10 protein-coding genes, 3 tRNA genes and 3 rRNA genes are annotated in these 15,160 nt (G+C 45.9%); 4 read left to right on the forward strand and 12 right to left on the reverse strand.

The window, feature by feature from the left end; genetic code table 11:
• Positions 1–13 precede the first annotated feature (13 nt).
• Together ACZ42L_RS05510 and ACZ42L_RS05515 are read left to right on the forward strand one after the other, a co-directional pair.
• Complete coding sequence (locus ACZ42L_RS05510; protein WP_464706996.1) at positions 14–1,174, forward strand: PdxA family dehydrogenase; 1,161 nt, start codon at positions 14–16, stop codon at positions 1,172–1,174.
• On the forward strand, positions 1,171–2,199 hold the full coding sequence (locus tag ACZ42L_RS05515) for a lysylphosphatidylglycerol synthase transmembrane domain-containing protein (protein WP_464716867.1): 1,029 nt from the start codon (positions 1,171–1,173) through the stop codon (positions 2,197–2,199). Before ACZ42L_RS05510 ends, ACZ42L_RS05515 begins: the two co-directional genes overlap by 4 nt.
• Before the next feature lie 96 nt (positions 2,200–2,295).
• On the opposite strand, the gene ACZ42L_RS05520 is transcribed toward ACZ42L_RS05515, so the two are convergent.
• Positions 2,296–2,368: transfer RNA gene (locus ACZ42L_RS05520), tRNA-Met, on the reverse strand.
• A 195-nt stretch (positions 2,369–2,563) separates the two neighbouring features.
• Here ACZ42L_RS05520 and ACZ42L_RS05525 point away from each other — a divergent pair.
• A complete protein-coding gene (locus ACZ42L_RS05525) occupies positions 2,564–3,157 on the forward strand; it encodes a TetR/AcrR family transcriptional regulator (protein WP_464701344.1) in 594 nt (197 codons plus the stop codon).
• A gap of 40 nt (positions 3,158–3,197) precedes the next feature.
• Positions 3,198–3,950 carry a 3-oxoacyl-[acyl-carrier-protein] reductase gene (gene fabG / locus ACZ42L_RS05530; RefSeq protein WP_464701346.1) on the forward strand — a complete coding sequence of 251 codons (753 nt, stop codon included), beginning with the start codon at positions 3,198–3,200 and terminating at the stop codon, positions 3,948–3,950.
• 268 nt (positions 3,951–4,218) lie between these two features.
• Here the strand turns inward: fabG and ACZ42L_RS05535 are convergent, their stop codons facing one another.
• The 11 genes from ACZ42L_RS05535 to ACZ42L_RS05585 form a co-directional block, all read right to left on the reverse strand.
• Positions 4,219–4,905, reverse strand: a complete 687-nt coding sequence (locus ACZ42L_RS05535) for a GDSL-type esterase/lipase family protein (protein WP_464716868.1) — start codon at positions 4,903–4,905, stop codon at positions 4,219–4,221.
• 3 nt (positions 4,906–4,908) lie between these two features.
• The gene (locus ACZ42L_RS05540) at positions 4,909–5,910 is read right to left on the reverse strand and encodes a M48 family metallopeptidase (RefSeq protein WP_464716869.1); all 1,002 of its coding nucleotides are present in this window, start codon (positions 5,908–5,910) and stop codon (positions 4,909–4,911) included.
• Between the two features lie 4 nt (positions 5,911–5,914).
• The gene (locus tag ACZ42L_RS05545) at positions 5,915–6,475 is read right to left on the reverse strand and encodes a LemA family protein (protein ID WP_464716870.1); all 561 of its coding nucleotides are present in this window, start codon (positions 6,473–6,475) and stop codon (positions 5,915–5,917) included.
• A gap of 160 nt (positions 6,476–6,635) precedes the next feature.
• A complete protein-coding gene (locus tag ACZ42L_RS05550) occupies positions 6,636–7,079 on the reverse strand; it encodes a lytic transglycosylase domain-containing protein (RefSeq protein ID WP_464701354.1) in 444 nt (147 codons plus the stop codon).
• Between the two features lie 351 nt (positions 7,080–7,430).
• Positions 7,431–7,543 (reverse strand): 5S ribosomal RNA (gene rrf, locus ACZ42L_RS05555).
• Between the two features lie 88 nt (positions 7,544–7,631).
• Positions 7,632–10,529, reverse strand: a 23S ribosomal RNA gene (locus ACZ42L_RS05560).
• 167 nt (positions 10,530–10,696) lie between these two features.
• Positions 10,697–10,770 (reverse strand) — tRNA-Ala (locus ACZ42L_RS05565).
• 21 nt (positions 10,771–10,791) lie between these two features.
• Positions 10,792–10,865: transfer RNA gene (locus tag ACZ42L_RS05570), tRNA-Ile, on the reverse strand.
• A 140-nt stretch (positions 10,866–11,005) separates the two neighbouring features.
• Positions 11,006–12,535: ribosomal RNA gene (locus tag ACZ42L_RS05575) — 16S ribosomal RNA — on the reverse strand.
• The 16S, 23S and 5S rRNA genes sit together here with 2 tRNA genes alongside, the layout of an rRNA operon.
• A 1,319-nt stretch (positions 12,536–13,854) precedes the next feature.
• Positions 13,855–14,304 (reverse strand): hypothetical protein, encoded by a 450-nt coding sequence (locus tag ACZ42L_RS05580; protein WP_464716871.1) that lies wholly within the window; start codon positions 14,302–14,304, stop codon positions 13,855–13,857.
• A 184-nt stretch (positions 14,305–14,488) separates the two neighbouring features.
• Positions 14,489–14,995, reverse strand: coding sequence for a DUF6707 family protein (locus ACZ42L_RS05585; protein ID WP_464716872.1), 507 nt, complete (start codon positions 14,993–14,995; stop codon positions 14,489–14,491).
• Positions 14,996–15,160 lie beyond the last annotated feature (165 nt).

The following is a 15,160-nucleotide window of genomic DNA, read 5'->3' on the forward strand; positions in this document are numbered from 1 at the left end:
CAATATAAAAGAAATGAACGAAAATAGAAAAATCCGTGTGGCTATCACACACGGCGACACCAACGGAATCGGATATGAACTCATATTCAAGACCTTTGCAGAACCAGAAATGTTGGAGCTGTGTACGCCTATCATATATGGTTCGCCCAAAACAGCAGCCTATCATCGCAAAGCTCTGGACATACAGACTAATTTCAGCATCGTCAACAGCGCCGAGGAAATAGAAGACGGACGCATCAACCTGATTCCCTGTTTCGACGAAGAGGTGAAAGTAGACATGGGGCAGCCTACACCGGAAAGCGGGAAAGCAGCTCTCAAAGCACTCGACTGCGCCATGACCGACTATCGCAAAGACCTCTACGACGTCCTGGTGACAGCTCCCCTATCATGCGGTAACATCGAGGCAGAGGGATTTAAGTTTCCCGGCCATGCCGAATATATAGAGACAAGCCTGGGCGATGGCAAGAAGTCTATGATTATATGTGTTCACGACGACCTGCGCATTGCTACCGTATCAAATCGCTGTGCTTTCAAAGATATTGCGTCAGACATCACAAAAGACAACATACAGCGCAAGGCAACACTTTTCTTTGAAGCATTGCGCAGAGATTTCAATATTTCCAATCCACGTATTGCGGTACTCTCGCTGAATGCCATCAATAAAGAAGGTGAGCTGGGTACTGAAGAAAAGGAAATCATCGAACCGGCCATCAACGAACTCGCAAGTCAGGGAATACAGGCATTCGGCCCATACACAGCCACTACGTTCTTTGGTTCGGGAGCCTACGACGAGTTCGATGGCATTCTGGGCATGTATCACGATCAGGGCATCGCACCGTTCAAAGCACTCACTGACGAAAGGAACGTGAAGTTTGCAGCCGGTATCCCTATCGTCACCACATCGCCTGATATGACTCCTTGCTTCAGCATAGCCGGACAGGGAGTGGTCGACGAAACCGCCTTCAGACATGCCATCTTCCTGGCCATAGACATATTCCGCAACCGTCAACGTTACGACGAGCCATTGTCTCATCCGCTTCCGAAACTCTATCACGAAAGACGAGACGAGAGCGAGAAAGTGAGGTTCTCCATCCCAAAGAAGCATGAGAACGGCACTTCCCGTAAACCACAGGGCAAACCAACGACAAATACCGACACACAAGAAGAGTCATGAACAAGAAATATCAGAACGCATTCTTTGCCTTCGGCATCGCCGTGCTAGCCATTATGGTGACGCAACTCGACTTTGCCGCGGTATGGAACGGACTGAAACATGCCGGTTATTGGTTCTTCGCCGTGCTGCTATTATGGCTGTTCCTCTATTGTTTCAATGCAGGAGCATGGTATATCATCATCCACAGCCAAGACAAGACAGAAGGCAATGGCAAGCGCTCGCCGGTATCATTCTGGTGGCTATACAAGATTACGGTATCGGGATTTGCCCTCAACTACGCCACACCGGGTGGACTGATGGGAGGCGAACCCTATCGTATCATGTCGCTAGCACCGAAAATAGGAACTGAGCGCGCCTCGTCATCAGTCATCCTCTACGCCATGACGCATATCTTCAGCCATTTCTGGTTCTGGCTTATTTCCATCTTCTTATATATCTTTACGCAGCACGTCAACTTCCTGATGGGCTGCCTACTGCTTGCCACCGGAGCTTTCTGTCTACTCGGTATATGGTTTTTCACCTCCGGATACCGCAAGGGCCTAGCCGTGAGAGCCATGAACCTGTTGCGCCACATCCCCATCTTGAAGAGGTGGGCACAACCTTTCATCGAGCAACATCGCGAACAACTAGACACGATTGACAGCCAGATAGCAGCCTTACACAAGCAAAATCCCAAGACGTTCGTGTCGGCAGTACTGCTGGAATTGAGCTGCCGTATCTGTTCGGCACTTGAAGTTTTCTTCATACTACTGGTACTCATGCCCCAGGTCAACTATCTGCAATGTATCCTTATCATTGCCTTCACCACCCTCTTTGCCAATCTGCTATTCTTCATTCCCCTGCAATTAGGAGGCCGTGAAGGCGGTTTTCTCATGTCTACCACGGCCTTAGGCATTACAGCCAGTGCAGGCATCTTCGTAGCCTTGCTCGTCAGATTGCGAGAACTTGCATGGACTGGTATAGGTCTTCTGCTTATCAAACTGGAGAAAAAGAGACCCGCAGGCATCGGAAAAACCGGACGGTAAGAATTGCCTTGCAAGAAAAGTCATCCCCCTAAATAGGGGAAACAAAAAAGAAAAAGTCCGAAAGTTTATCAGTAAGATAACTTTCGGACTTTACAGTTGCGGAGGCAAGACTCGAACATGCGACCTCCAGGTTATGAGCCTGGCGAGCTACCAACTGCTCCACTCCGCGATATTAATAATCAACCCCTTGCTGGATTGCGAGTGCAAAGGTAGGACTTTTATTTGATATGACCAAATGTTAGAGCAGTTTTTTCGTTAAAAGGGGTAAAACAACGCATAGAATTTGGCTGTATGACAGAATTCTATTACATTTGCACAGTACAACACAATGTGCAAACAACAGAAATATAGGAGGAATCAACAGATGTCTATATCGAAAACCAGACAGAAACTTGTAGATGTCGCCAGACAACTATTTGCCAAAAACGGCATTGCAAATACGACTATGAACGACATTGCCCTTGCATCGGGCAAGGGACGCAGAACTCTTTACACCTATTTCAGCAGGAAAGAGGATGTTTACTCGGCTGTCATCGAGTCGGAATTGGAGCGTCTGTCAGACAGACTCGACGAAGTGGCTGCACTCAAGATTCGTCCTCAGGATAAAATTATTGAGCTGATATACACGCATCTGAGCATGATACGCGAGACCGTGGTAAGAAATGGAAATCTGCGAGCAGAGTTCTTCAGGAACATTTGGATGGTGGAAAAGGTGAGGAAGAATTTCGATGAAGACGAAATAGAACTTTTCCGCAAAGTATATCAGGACGGGAAAAACGACGGCGAGTTTGACATTGAGGATGTGGAACTGGTGGCCGACATCACCCATTATTGTATCAAAGGACTGGAAGTGCCTTTCATCTATGGACGATTAGGACACGGACTGACAGAAGAGAGCAGCAAGCCCCTGGTGGCTAAGGTTGTTTACGGGGCACTCGGAAAATCCAAACAAAAATAGGAAACAGATATTTATTATAAAACAATAAAACAATTAAGCAATGGGATTATTAACAGGTAAGACAGCCCTGATTACAGGCGCTGCACGTGGAATTGGCAAGGCTATCGCCTTGAAGTTTGCCGAAGAAGGCGCTAACATCGCTTTCACCGACCTCGTTATCGACGAAGAGCATGGCGGATTGGCTACAGAACGTGAGATTGCAGCTAAGGGTGTGAAGGCAAAAGGATATGCAAGCAATGCAGCCAACTTTGCTGAGAGCGAAGAAGTGGTGAACAAGGTAAAGGAAGAATTCGGCTCTATTGATATTTTGATTAACAATGCCGGCATTACCAAAGACGGACTGATGCTGCGTATGACTGAGCAGCAGTGGGATGCCGTAATCGCAGTAAACCTCAAGAGCGCATTCAACTTCATCCACGCCTGTGTGCCTGTCATGATGCGTCAGCGCCAGGGTTCTATCATCAACATGGCTTCTGTAGTGGGCGTTCACGGCAACGCAGGCCAGAGCAACTATGCTGCTTCCAAAGCAGGCTTGATAGCTTTGGCCAAGAGCGTAGCACAGGAAATGGGCCCCAAGGGTATCCGTGCCAATGCCATTGCTCCCGGTTTCATCGACACAGCTATGACGCAGTCGCTGCCTGAGAACATCCGTAAGGAATGGACCAACAAGATTCCATTGCGCCGTGGAGGTACGGTAGAGGACATCGCAAACACAGCAGTTTACTTGGCTTCAGACCTTTCAAGCTATGTAACTGGCCAGGTTATCCAGATTGACGGCGGTATGAACATGTAATCAGTTCACATACCGAACAAACATAAAGTCCAATGTACATCCCAAGGATATACATTGGACTTTTCTTTTACGTAACTCTGAATTTACTGCAAAGGCCGGACAGCATCGCTGACAAGCCCATGCAACAAGGCTGCAAAGGCTTTGCAGCAGCACTGCCGAAGCCTTGCAGTATGCAGGGTGATACATTCATGGCTAGCCAAGCTGACTATCAGGCAACGCGACCATGCACCAAACGCTGGCCAAGTCTATTACACACAGCCTTTCCGACTTATTCCAAGTCCCGTATATAGCGTCGCAACTCAAAGGCCCAAATCTTATAACCTATTGAGGACAGATGCAGACCGTCGACTGAGAGGGAGGCTCTCAGTTCGTTCGTACTATGGCGTACAAACTGCTTAAAGAGATTGATATAGGTAATATCATGCTTCTGACAATACTGCTTCAGCAGCCGATTGATGACCGGAATATCATCGGTTTTGCCTTCCAGCGTCTTCCATCGGCCAAACGACTCATTGATAGGAAGCAGACTTTGGACGAACAAACGGGTCTGTGGAGACTCGCTACGAATCTGCTCTATCACCGAACAGATATTATCAAACACCTGCCGAGGTGTCAGCTGATGACTTAAATCATTGACTCCCACCATCAGGAAAATCGCTTTCGGACGACCGGGAAGTATCTGAACCAGGCGATGCTTGATACCTTCGGCATCATCACCGGAGATGCCACGGTTCTTAATGCGCTTGCCATCCAACCGGGCATTCCAGTCGCCTCCATTCTCTGTCAGGCTGTTGCCCAACATGACAATGGACGAACTATCAATAGGCGCCATGCTATCAAACTCCTTGATACGCTCGGTATAATGCTGAAACGGGCTGTACTTCACTGATTGCGCTTCCATAGATAGCGAAGAGACGACCAACACTGTGGTCAAGAGACACTTTAATTGATTCATTTCCTAAAACTGTTCCAGAATTTGTATGCGCTTGGCTGTATCGGGATGAGTGCTGAACAGAGAATTCATAAAAGCCATTAATCCCTGCTCCATTTCGTCGGGCTGAATAATAAAGAGCTGTGCCACGTCTGCACGCTTGACGTTATCAAGTCCCGGATCGGCCGAAATCTTACGCAAGGCAGAAGCAAGAGCTAGCGGATTGCCACACAGTTCTGCCCCACCCGCATCAGCCATATATTCACGCTTACGGGATATTGCAAATCGAGTAATAAGCGTGAAGAAATAGGCTATGGCACAACATACCACCCCTATCAGCATGATAACAATAACAGAAAGTCCGTTCTTCTCGCCGTCGCGACTGCTCCGACCGCCCCCATACCACATCATATTGTACATCATTCGCACCACAAGCGACATCACCGTAGAGATGATGCCGACAAAAATGATACTGGTAATCAGCAATTTCGTATCGTGATTGCGAATATGGGTGAGTTCATGTCCAAGTACACCGGCCAACTCTTCGTCGGTAAGCAGATTGAGCAAACCCGTGGTAACAGTGACCGTATATGATTTTTTATCAATTCCGCTGGCAAAAGCATTCAGCTGGTCATCGTCTACAATATTGATTTGGGGCATGTCCATATTGCAGGTCATGCACAGGTTTTCCACAATATTATATACACGAGGATTATCACGCCTGCTCAGCGGACGCGCTCCGGTAGCTGTCTGTATCATCCGGGCATTGCTGTAATAGGCAATAACAAACCACACTAACACACCGATAATTACCCACGGAATGCTCGTTATGAAATAGTAATTGACGGTATCGACTTCCAGCTGATGCACGACGTTGCCATACTCATCATAATATCCGCCACCGAAATAGTTTAAAAGAGCAAGGAACACCCAAACCATTCCCAATATAATCACTGGAAACATAAGCAGCAACAACACGCTTAACGCATTGTTACGGCTGATTTGGGTCTGCATGCCTACATACTTCATCGGCCTAGAACTTTACTTCAGGAGCTTTGTCTAGAACGGCTCTCTCCTCCTGTAGAACTTCAAACATAGGCTCTTTCTGGAAGCCAAACATCTTGGCAAAGATATTTGAAGGGAACGTCTGAACAGCATTGTTCAATTCGCGCGTTGCAGAATTGAAGAAACGACGTACTGCCGCCAACTTGTTCTCAATATCGGAAAGCTCGTTTTGTAACTGGAGGAAGTTCTCATTTGCCTTCAGTTCCGGATAAGCTTCCAGAGAAACTTTCAGTCCAGCCAAAGCGCCGGTCAAAGCATTTTCTGCCTGTACCTTGTCATTGACAGAGGTAGCGCCCATCGCTGCCGCACGTGCTTCTGTAACACGCTGGAACACCTCTTTCTCATGATTGGCATATCCTTTTACCGTTGCCACAAGCTGTGGCACTAAATCATGACGCTGCTTCAACTGTACATCAATGTTTGCGAAGGCATTCTCGCGGTTATTGCGCAGCTTCACCAAGTTATTATAAAGGCTTACACCCCATACAAGAAGTAGTACAACGACTACCACAACAATAATTAATGTCATATTCTTATCAATTTATAGTTTATATCTATTAGTATACAAATATAGTGCAAAAGTTGAGTATACAACACGATTTTAAGATTTATTAGATTGTTTACGCTATAAAAGGAAAAATCCAGTCAGTAGCATCAATCTACTGACTGGATTTTATAGAAATAATAATTTATTTCATGACGTTCATAACCTTCTCTAAATATCGCTGCGTTCGCTTGACACTAAAGTGAAGACCACCGTTCCATGAGCGTATAGCTCTTTCGATGTCGTTCAAAGGGTTATGTGCAGACTGGAAAAGTATAAACATTTCCTTGGACTTCGAAATACTGAACCGATCAGACAACTTAAATCTCTTCTTGCTTTTCTTTCGCTTAAGAATCTGATTACATTCAGCAACTAAAATCGGTGTAATTTGCATTGCACCAACCGAATTACCACTCTTGGCTTTCGAATCTCCTCTGCTCTCTACTTGGATAATGGCATCCATCACCGGATTCCAATCCACTTGTTTACTGTTAGGTACAGCTTTTAAACCATTTGCCGCAAGGCCCGTCACCTGAAATGACGCAAAGATAAGTAAAAATAAAAATACAACTTTCTTTATTCTCTCCATTTTGTTTTATTTATGGAACCTGTGCAAGAAGAAAAGCAAAAATGCACACGAATATGGCTATTGAGAAAAAGCGTTACCAATATCCTCGATTCCGTTAGATACCTTAGCGAACAACTCTTCTAATACAACAAGAAGTGTTATCCTTATTCTTATCAATGCAAAGGTACAAAAAACATCTGAAAACAAAGAATAAAAAACGCATAAAGCACTGATTATAAACGCTTTTTATATTTTCAAAAGGACCTAATGTAAAAGTTTATCAAAACTATTAAGATATATTTTTACCACCTTCACAAGAGATACAAACACAAAAAGAGCCCCGACTACATCTGTAATCGAGGCTCCCGTTAAAGAAGGCGGCCACCTACTCTCCCGCATTGCATTGCAGTACCATCGGCGCAGGCGGGCTTAACTTCTCTGTTCGGAATGGGAAGAGGTGGGACACCGCCGCCATAGCCACCTGATATGGGGTTGACTATTGCACACAAGCAAATGACTGTCATAATTACCTCCCCCAAAGGGAAGGCTCACCGTACAAAGTAGAAGCACGCTGCCATGAAAGTATCGGGCAATTAGTAGTGCTCGGCTTTGACGTCGCCGTCTTTACACCTGCACCCTATCAACGTCGTCGTCTGCGACGGCCCTCATGTGGAGTTCTAATCTTGCGGCTGGCTTCGCGCTTAGATGCTTTCAGCGCTTATCCAATCCAGACTCAGATACCCGGCGGTGCGCCTGGCGGCACAACCGGTAAACCGGAGGTCTGTCCAACACGGTCCTCTCGTACTAGTGTCGGCACCACGCAAAACTCCTGCGCCCACGATAGATAGAGACCGAACTGTCTCACGACGTTCTGAACCCAGCTCGCGTGCCACTTTAATGGGCGAACAGCCCAACCCTTGGGACCTTCTCCAGCCCCAGGATGTGACGAGCCGACATCGAGGTGCCAAACCACCCCGTCGATATGAGCTCTTGGGGGGGATCAGCCTGTTATCCCCGGAGTACCTTTTATCCTTTGAGCGACGGAGTTTCCATACACGTCCGCCGGATCACTATGCCCCAGTTTCCTGCCTGCTCGGCATGTCTGCCTCCCAGTCAAGCGCCCTTATGCCATTGCACTCTAAAAGGTCGGTTACCAATCGACCTGAGGGCACCTTTGGAAGCCTCCGTTACGCTTTTGGAGGCGACCACCCCAGTCAAACTACCCACCAAGCAGTGTCCGCGCAGCAGCGCGTTAGACCTCAGACAGCCAAAGGGCCGTATTTCAAGGATGGCTCCACGCATGCTGGCGCACACGCTTCGAAGCCTCCGGCCTATCCTACACATCGGATGACCAAGGTCAATGCTAAGCTGTAGTAAAGGTTCACGGGGTCTTTTCGTCCCATCGCGGGTAATCGGCATCTTCACCGATACTACAATTTCACTGAGATCATGATTGAGACAGCGTCCGGATCATTACACCATTCGTGCAGGTCGGAACTTACCCGACAAGGAATTTCGCTACCTTAGGACCGTTATAGTTACGGCCGCCGTTTACCGGGGCTTCAATTCAATGCTTCCCATTGCTGGTGACATCTCCTCTTAACCTTCCGGCACCGGGCAGGTGTCAGGCTGTATACATCATCTTTCGAGTTAGCACAGCCCTGTGTTTTTGTTAAACAGTTGCCTGGACCTATTCTCTGCGCCTCATATTCCTATGAGGACCCTTTATCCCGAAGTTACAGGGTCAGTTTGCCTAGTTCCTTAACCATGAATCTCTCAACGCCTTAGTATGTTCTACCCGACTACGTGTGTCCGTTTACGGTACGGGTACCAATGGAATATGCTTAGCGGATTTTCTTGGAAGTATGGTTACCAGCGCTATTGGATTCCTCCGAGGAGGGCTCCATACTCTCAGGTTCGGCTCTGGAAGTGGATTTGCCTGCTCCCATCAACGCCTACACCCTTCAACGGACATTTCCGTCAGTCCGCGGCTGTGTCACTGCTCCGTCTCCACGTCGCTCCCATTGGTAGTCACGGAATATTGACCGTGTCTGCCATCGCCATCGCCATTCGGCTGAGACTTAGGACCCGACTAACCCCGGGATGATTGGCATTGCCCGGGAAACCTTAGTCTTACGGCGGAAGGGAATCTTACCCTTCTTATCGTTACTTATACCTACATTTGCTTTTCCATAAGCTCCAGGAATACTTACGTAAACCATTCGACGCCGATGGAATGCTCCCCTACCGATACTTTCTTTAATACTATCCCGTGCCTTCGGTATCTGCCTTATACCCGATTATTATCCATGCCCGGACCCTCGACCAGTGAGCTGTTACGCACTCTTTGAATGAATGGCTGCTTCCAAGCCAACATCCTGGCTGTCACGGGGACCAGACTTCGTTAGACTAACTCAGGCAGAATTCCGGGACCTTAGACGACGGTCTGGATTCTTCTCCTCTCGGGGACGGACCTTAGCACCCGCCCCCTTACTGCACAGCTCCGGTCCGTGAGCATTCGGAGTTCGTCAGGTCGCGATAGGCGGTGAAGCCCTCTTGACCTATCGGTCGCTCTACCTCTCACGGAGAACACTGTACGCGGCACCTAAATGCCTTTCGGGGAGTACGAGCTATCTCCAAGTTTGATTGGCCTTTCACTCCTACACTCAACTCATCCAGAAGCTTTTCAACGCTTATTGGTGCGGTCCTCCATCCCGTGTTACCGGGACTTCAACCTGGTCAAGTGTAGATCACTTGGTTTCGCGTCTACCACCACCGACTATACGCCCTGTTCAGGCTCGCTTTCACTGCGGCTCGGGTGCTGAACACCTTAACCTTGCCGGTGACGGTAACTCGTAGGTTCATTATGCAAAAGGCACGCCGTCACTCATTACTGAGCTCCGACCGCTTGTAGGCGTATGGTTTCAGGAACTGTTTCACTCTTCTCATCGAAGTGCTTTTCACCTTTCCCTCACGGTACTGGTTCACTATCGGTCTCATGGGAGTATTTAGCCTTACCGGATGGTCCCGGCGGATTCGCGCAGAATTCCTCGTGTTCCGCGTTACTCAGGATACCACTATGCCCCATTGTGCTTCGAGTACGGGACTGTCACCCGCTACGGTCCGGCTTTCCAGACGGTTCCTCTCACACGCAAGGTACAACGGCGTGGTCCTACAACCCCCCGGATGCGTTGCCACAACCGGGGTTTGGGCTGTTCCCCGTTCGCTCGCCACTACTGGGGGAATCATTCATTTATTTTCTTTTCCTCGAGGTACTAAGATGTTTCAGTTCCCTCGGTTAGCCTCCCCGCACAGCGGGGATGACCGTCCTTCAGACGGCCGGGTTGTCCCATTCGGAAATCCGCGGATCAAAGATTATTTGCATCTACCCGCAGCTTATCGCAGCTTATCACGTCCTTCATCGCCTCCATGAGCCTAGGCATCCGCCATACGCCCTTACTTACTTTCACGGCACCAAAATAAATTTGGATGCTCATACTTTGTACTGTTGTTATATTCTACAGTCTTGCTTGTGTCAATATGTCAAAGATCGGATGTGAGTCTGTAAGTACGTAAGTCTGTAAGTTCATGAGTTGTTGACCCATGGATTCATCACTTACTACCTATACCCACTGTTGTGGAGAATAACGGATTCGAACCGTTGACCTCTTGCATGCCATGCAAGCGCTCTAGCCAGCTGAGCTAATCCCCCGCAAGGGTTTACACTACAGAGTAGTCCCAGGCAGACTTGAACTGCCGACCTCCACATTATCAGTGTGGCGCTCTGACCAACTGAGCTATAGGACTCTGTCCGGCGGTGTTCAGGCCTCTGGGCTGGACCGCCCGGCTTCCCTTTTCTCTTATTTTTTAAACAGATAGAGAAGTACAAGAAAAAAAAACGAACCATACAGGTATCCAACATACCATGCTAAAACCCACGGCTCCAGAAAGGAGGTGTTCCAGCCGCACCTTCCGGTACGGCTACCTTGTTACGACTTAGCCCCAATCACCGGTTTCGCCCTAGGCCGGTCCTCGCGGTCGCGGACTTCAGGCGCCCCCGGCTTTCATGGCTTGACGGGCGGTGTGTACAAGGCCCGGGAACGTATTCACCGCGCCATGGCTGATGCGCGATTACTAGCGAATCCAGCTTCGTGGGGTCGGGTTGCAGACCCCAGTCCGAACTGAGACCGGTTTTAAGGATTGGATCGTATTTGCATACGACCGACGCTCTGTACCGGCCATTGTAACACGTGTGTAGCCCCGGACGTAAGGGCCGTGCTGATTTGACGTCATCCCCACCTTCCTCACACCTTGCGGCGGCAGTATCCCCGGAGTGCCCGGCATTACCCGATGGCAACTGGGAAAAGGGGTTGCGCTCGTTATGGCACTTAAGCCGACACCTCACGGCACGAGCTGACGACAACCATGCAGCACCTTCACAGAGGCCCCGAAGGGCATCACCATCTCTGGATCTTTCCTCTGCAATTCAAGCCCGGGTAAGGTTCCTCGCGTATCATCGAATTAAACCACATGTTCCTCCGCTTGTGCGGGCCCCCGTCAATTCCTTTGAGTTTCACCGTTGCCGGCGTACTCCCCAGGTGGGATGCTTAATGCTTTCGCTTGGTCACATGGTCCGAAGACCATACAACGGGCATCCATCGTTTACCGTGCGGACTACCAGGGTATCTAATCCTGTTCGATACCCGCACTTTCGAGCTTCAGCGTCAGTAATGCTCCCGTAAGCTGCCTTCGCAATCGGAGTTCTTCGTCATATCTAAGCATTTCACCGCTACACGACGAATTCCGCCTACGTTGTGCATACTCAAGCTCGCCAGTTCGCGCTGCAATTCAGATGTTGAGCATCTACATTTCACAACACGCTTGACAAGCGGCCTACGCTCCCTTTAAACCCAATAAATCCGGATAACGCCCGGACCTTCCGTATTACCGCGGCTGCTGGCACGGAATTAGCCGGTCCTTATTCATACGGTACCTGCAAAAGGCCACACGTGACCCACTTTATCCCCGTATAAAAGCAGTTTACAACCCATAGGGCCGTCATCCTGCACGCTACTTGGCTGGTTCAGGCTTCCGCCCATTGACCAATATTCCTCACTGCTGCCTCCCGTAGGAGTTTGGACCGTGTCTCAGTTCCAATGTGGGGGACCTTCCTCTCAGAACCCCTACTGATCGTCGGTTTGGTGGGCCGTTACCCCGCCAACTGCCTAATCAGACGCATCCCCATTCCTTACCGCTGAACCTTTAATCCGAGTTAGATGCCTGCGTCGGATACCATACGGTATTAGTCCGACTTTCGCCGGGTTATCCCGTTGTAAGGAGAAGGTTGGATACGTGTTACTCACCCGTGCGCCGGTCGCCATCAGGGATTGCAAGCAATCCCCATGCTGCCCCGCGACTTGCATGTGTTAAGCCTGTAGCTAGCGTTCATCCTGAGCCAGGATCAAACTCTACATTGTAAAATCTGTCTGTGTCCCATAATAAGGAACTAATATACCTTCGCTCGTAGGATTAGCATTCATGGTCTAAAGAATACCTGTCTCAATATCATATTGACGGTTCGTTTCTTTTACCCGACTCTCACCATATCAAAAATACGGAAGAGTCGCTCTTGTACTACTTCTCTGTCTATGTAAATCTTTTCAAAGAACTCTTTCTTTAGTGCTACGCCGTTATCAGGCGAAAGCGGATGCAAAAGTACAGCATTATATCCAAACTGCCAAAACTTTAAACGAATATTTTTAGAAAAATAGCAAAATTTACACACAACGTTGATGTAAATCAAGAAAAACAGCAGAGTTTACACAAAAAACTATCATAATAGCCATTGACACGACTTAGAGATTGCATTTAATTGTTTATGACTATTCTCTATTCTCCTTTTCCAAAGCATATATTATTCCCCAAATTCGAGATGGTAATATAGTTTACCCAAATTGAGAATACTTTTAATCACAATATTATATAGGAAAGAATCACCATGAAGCCAAGCATCATGATTGAGACTATCATATAAGAGGCGAATAATCGCCCTCGATGATGTTTTTCGGTAACATTTAAAAGTGTAACATATTTCTTTCTGTAAAATATAAAATAATAGTTCAACAGAAGTGGCAACAGGAAAAACTGAATAAAAAATTTCATGAAACTGTCTATTGGCTGGATGCTACTAAAATCGGCATGCACATATTGGAACAACAATATGGGAGTGCCGACAATCAAGTGCAGCAATATGAGTAGCGACAGTATGTTAAGTGCATTCCCCATAGAAATGAAAACAAGCGACATCCATTTGTAATCTTCGGGATTGTGCTTCCGAATATTATAGAGTGCATCCTGCCAAATGCGAAGATATAATGATTTTCCTGTTTTTAATATCATCTTACATAACCGATTTTTCTAATTATCAAGAGATTGCTCCCAAACGAAATTCACATTGACACCTTTCCCTACAGTTTACCGATAATAGCAATACAGATAAGCCAAAGCCAGCAGTAGCAGGAGTGCGAGGATTCCTTCCCCGTATGTCTCTATCTTTAACAGATTCTGTTAACCACATTTTTTAATAGCACATGTTTCTTCTTTTGATTTACTATAATCAGTATAATATAGAATCTTGCCATTATCTATACAATGCAAATATATTAATGATTTAATCTTACTCATATTTTGCCCTATCCTAACATTTATTTTGCACAGTATAAATCCTGACATCCAAAATCGTCGGGTATATTTTGGTATATATAAAATGATACTCATGCAACTAATCTCAATCTGGTTACAAAACACCTTCATTGCGATACCATTCCTCATAAATATCCTGAGCTGTTTTGGTCGTAGAATGTGAAAAATTTCTTTCATACCCAAAGTAACTTTCAAAGTTACCCGTTTTAGGGAAGTATACTAATTTAAGTATCGTTGGAATTTCTCTGTTGCAATTCATAAACAGGTTTTCTATCTTCATTAAAATTTCATTTCCAAGGTTTAATAAATTAAATGCTCTTGTACTTGAAATATCGTACTGTTTTTTAGATATATCATTTACTTTGTGTGACTTTGCTAATTGCCCATTTATTTTATAAAACGTCTTGAAAAAATATCCTTCTTCAATTAATCCAATAGCATAAACAACATCAACTTCGTCAATATTATTATCTACATATTCAAATGCCAGCTCTACTATTTCAGTTAAAAGACTATGAAAGTCATTATCAAAATTATTATTCATAATTCTTGTTGTTTTGATGATTTTCGATGATATTATAAATTCTATCCGTACTTATTTAGCTATTTCCTTTTTTTGAGAACCTTGATACACAATCTTGGATAGTTCCAGCTATATTAAAAGCACCATCATTTCTTTTGTCGTATTTAAATCCAATGAGGTCTATCTGCCAGACGAGCAAGGGAAATTATATTAACGGTTTTACCTCTGCTATCAATTTTTGCAGTAAATTCTCAGCCTTTTCAACACTAAAATCAGAAGAAGCTCCCATTTCGATTATTGTTATAATCTGCATTATCGTTTTTAAATATGATTCAATTAGGAGTTCATTCTTGTTATCATATTTTGCATTTTCAATTAAATCTAATCCCAGTTCCTTACCATTTAGAATACGTTGAAAAACATTTTTCTTAACTTTTCGCTGTAATTCATTCCCAGTATTAAGAACCATAAGTACTCTTTCACGGCATAAAGCTTTAATATTTGAATCCGTTGATAATTTACTTTTCAGCATAATTAACGGCTCAATCCAAGTCCAACTATCATAATTCCCAAAAGGTATCTTTTCAACGTTCTCTAACCTTCTCAGCAAAATTTGTTCTTCTTCGCCTAATATAAATAATTTATATACCTTAGTACAATATTCATAAACTTCTTGTATGTTTTTTAATGATAATATATTCTTCTCCATCATTATATTAATCAATTATTTTACTATGATTACGATGAATGGTAGACACTTGTAAGACTGGCAATTAACGAAATTCGTTTTAACCCAGTAAAGACTCTTCCGAAAAATATCTTCAGTTGCATTTTGTTCCGTTTCAAAAATAGTAAAATATTTCTTTCTTGCCAAACA

It is taken from the genome of Prevotella mikamonis (genome assembly GCF_055381405.1).

Bases quoted from the DNA above. Each gene is read 5' to 3' on its own strand.
- ACZ42L_RS05510 (WP_464706996.1), top strand. From the start codon at position 14: ATGAACGAAAATAGAAAAATCCGTGTGGCTATCACACACGGCGACACC.
- ACZ42L_RS05515 (WP_464716867.1), top strand. From the start codon at position 1,171: ATGAACAAGAAATATCAGAACGCATTCTTTGCCTTCGGCATCGCCGTG.
- ACZ42L_RS05525 (WP_464701344.1), top strand. From the start codon at position 2,564: ATGTCTATATCGAAAACCAGACAGAAACTTGTAGATGTCGCCAGACAA.
- fabG (WP_464701346.1), top strand. From the start codon at position 3,198: ATGGGATTATTAACAGGTAAGACAGCCCTGATTACAGGCGCTGCACGT.
- ACZ42L_RS05535 (WP_464716868.1), bottom strand. From the start codon at position 4,905: ATGAATCAATTAAAGTGTCTCTTGACCACAGTGTTGGTCGTCTCTTCG.
- ACZ42L_RS05540 (WP_464716869.1), bottom strand. From the start codon at position 5,910: ATGAAGTATGTAGGCATGCAGACCCAAATCAGCCGTAACAATGCGTTA.
- ACZ42L_RS05545 (WP_464716870.1), bottom strand. From the start codon at position 6,475: ATGACATTAATTATTGTTGTGGTAGTCGTTGTACTACTTCTTGTATGG.
- ACZ42L_RS05550 (WP_464701354.1), bottom strand. From the start codon at position 7,079: ATGGAGAGAATAAAGAAAGTTGTATTTTTATTTTTACTTATCTTTGCG.
- ACZ42L_RS05580 (WP_464716871.1), bottom strand. From the start codon at position 14,304: ATGAATAATAATTTTGATAATGACTTTCATAGTCTTTTAACTGAAATA.
- ACZ42L_RS05585 (WP_464716872.1), bottom strand. From the start codon at position 14,995: ATGATGGAGAAGAATATATTATCATTAAAAAACATACAAGAAGTTTAT.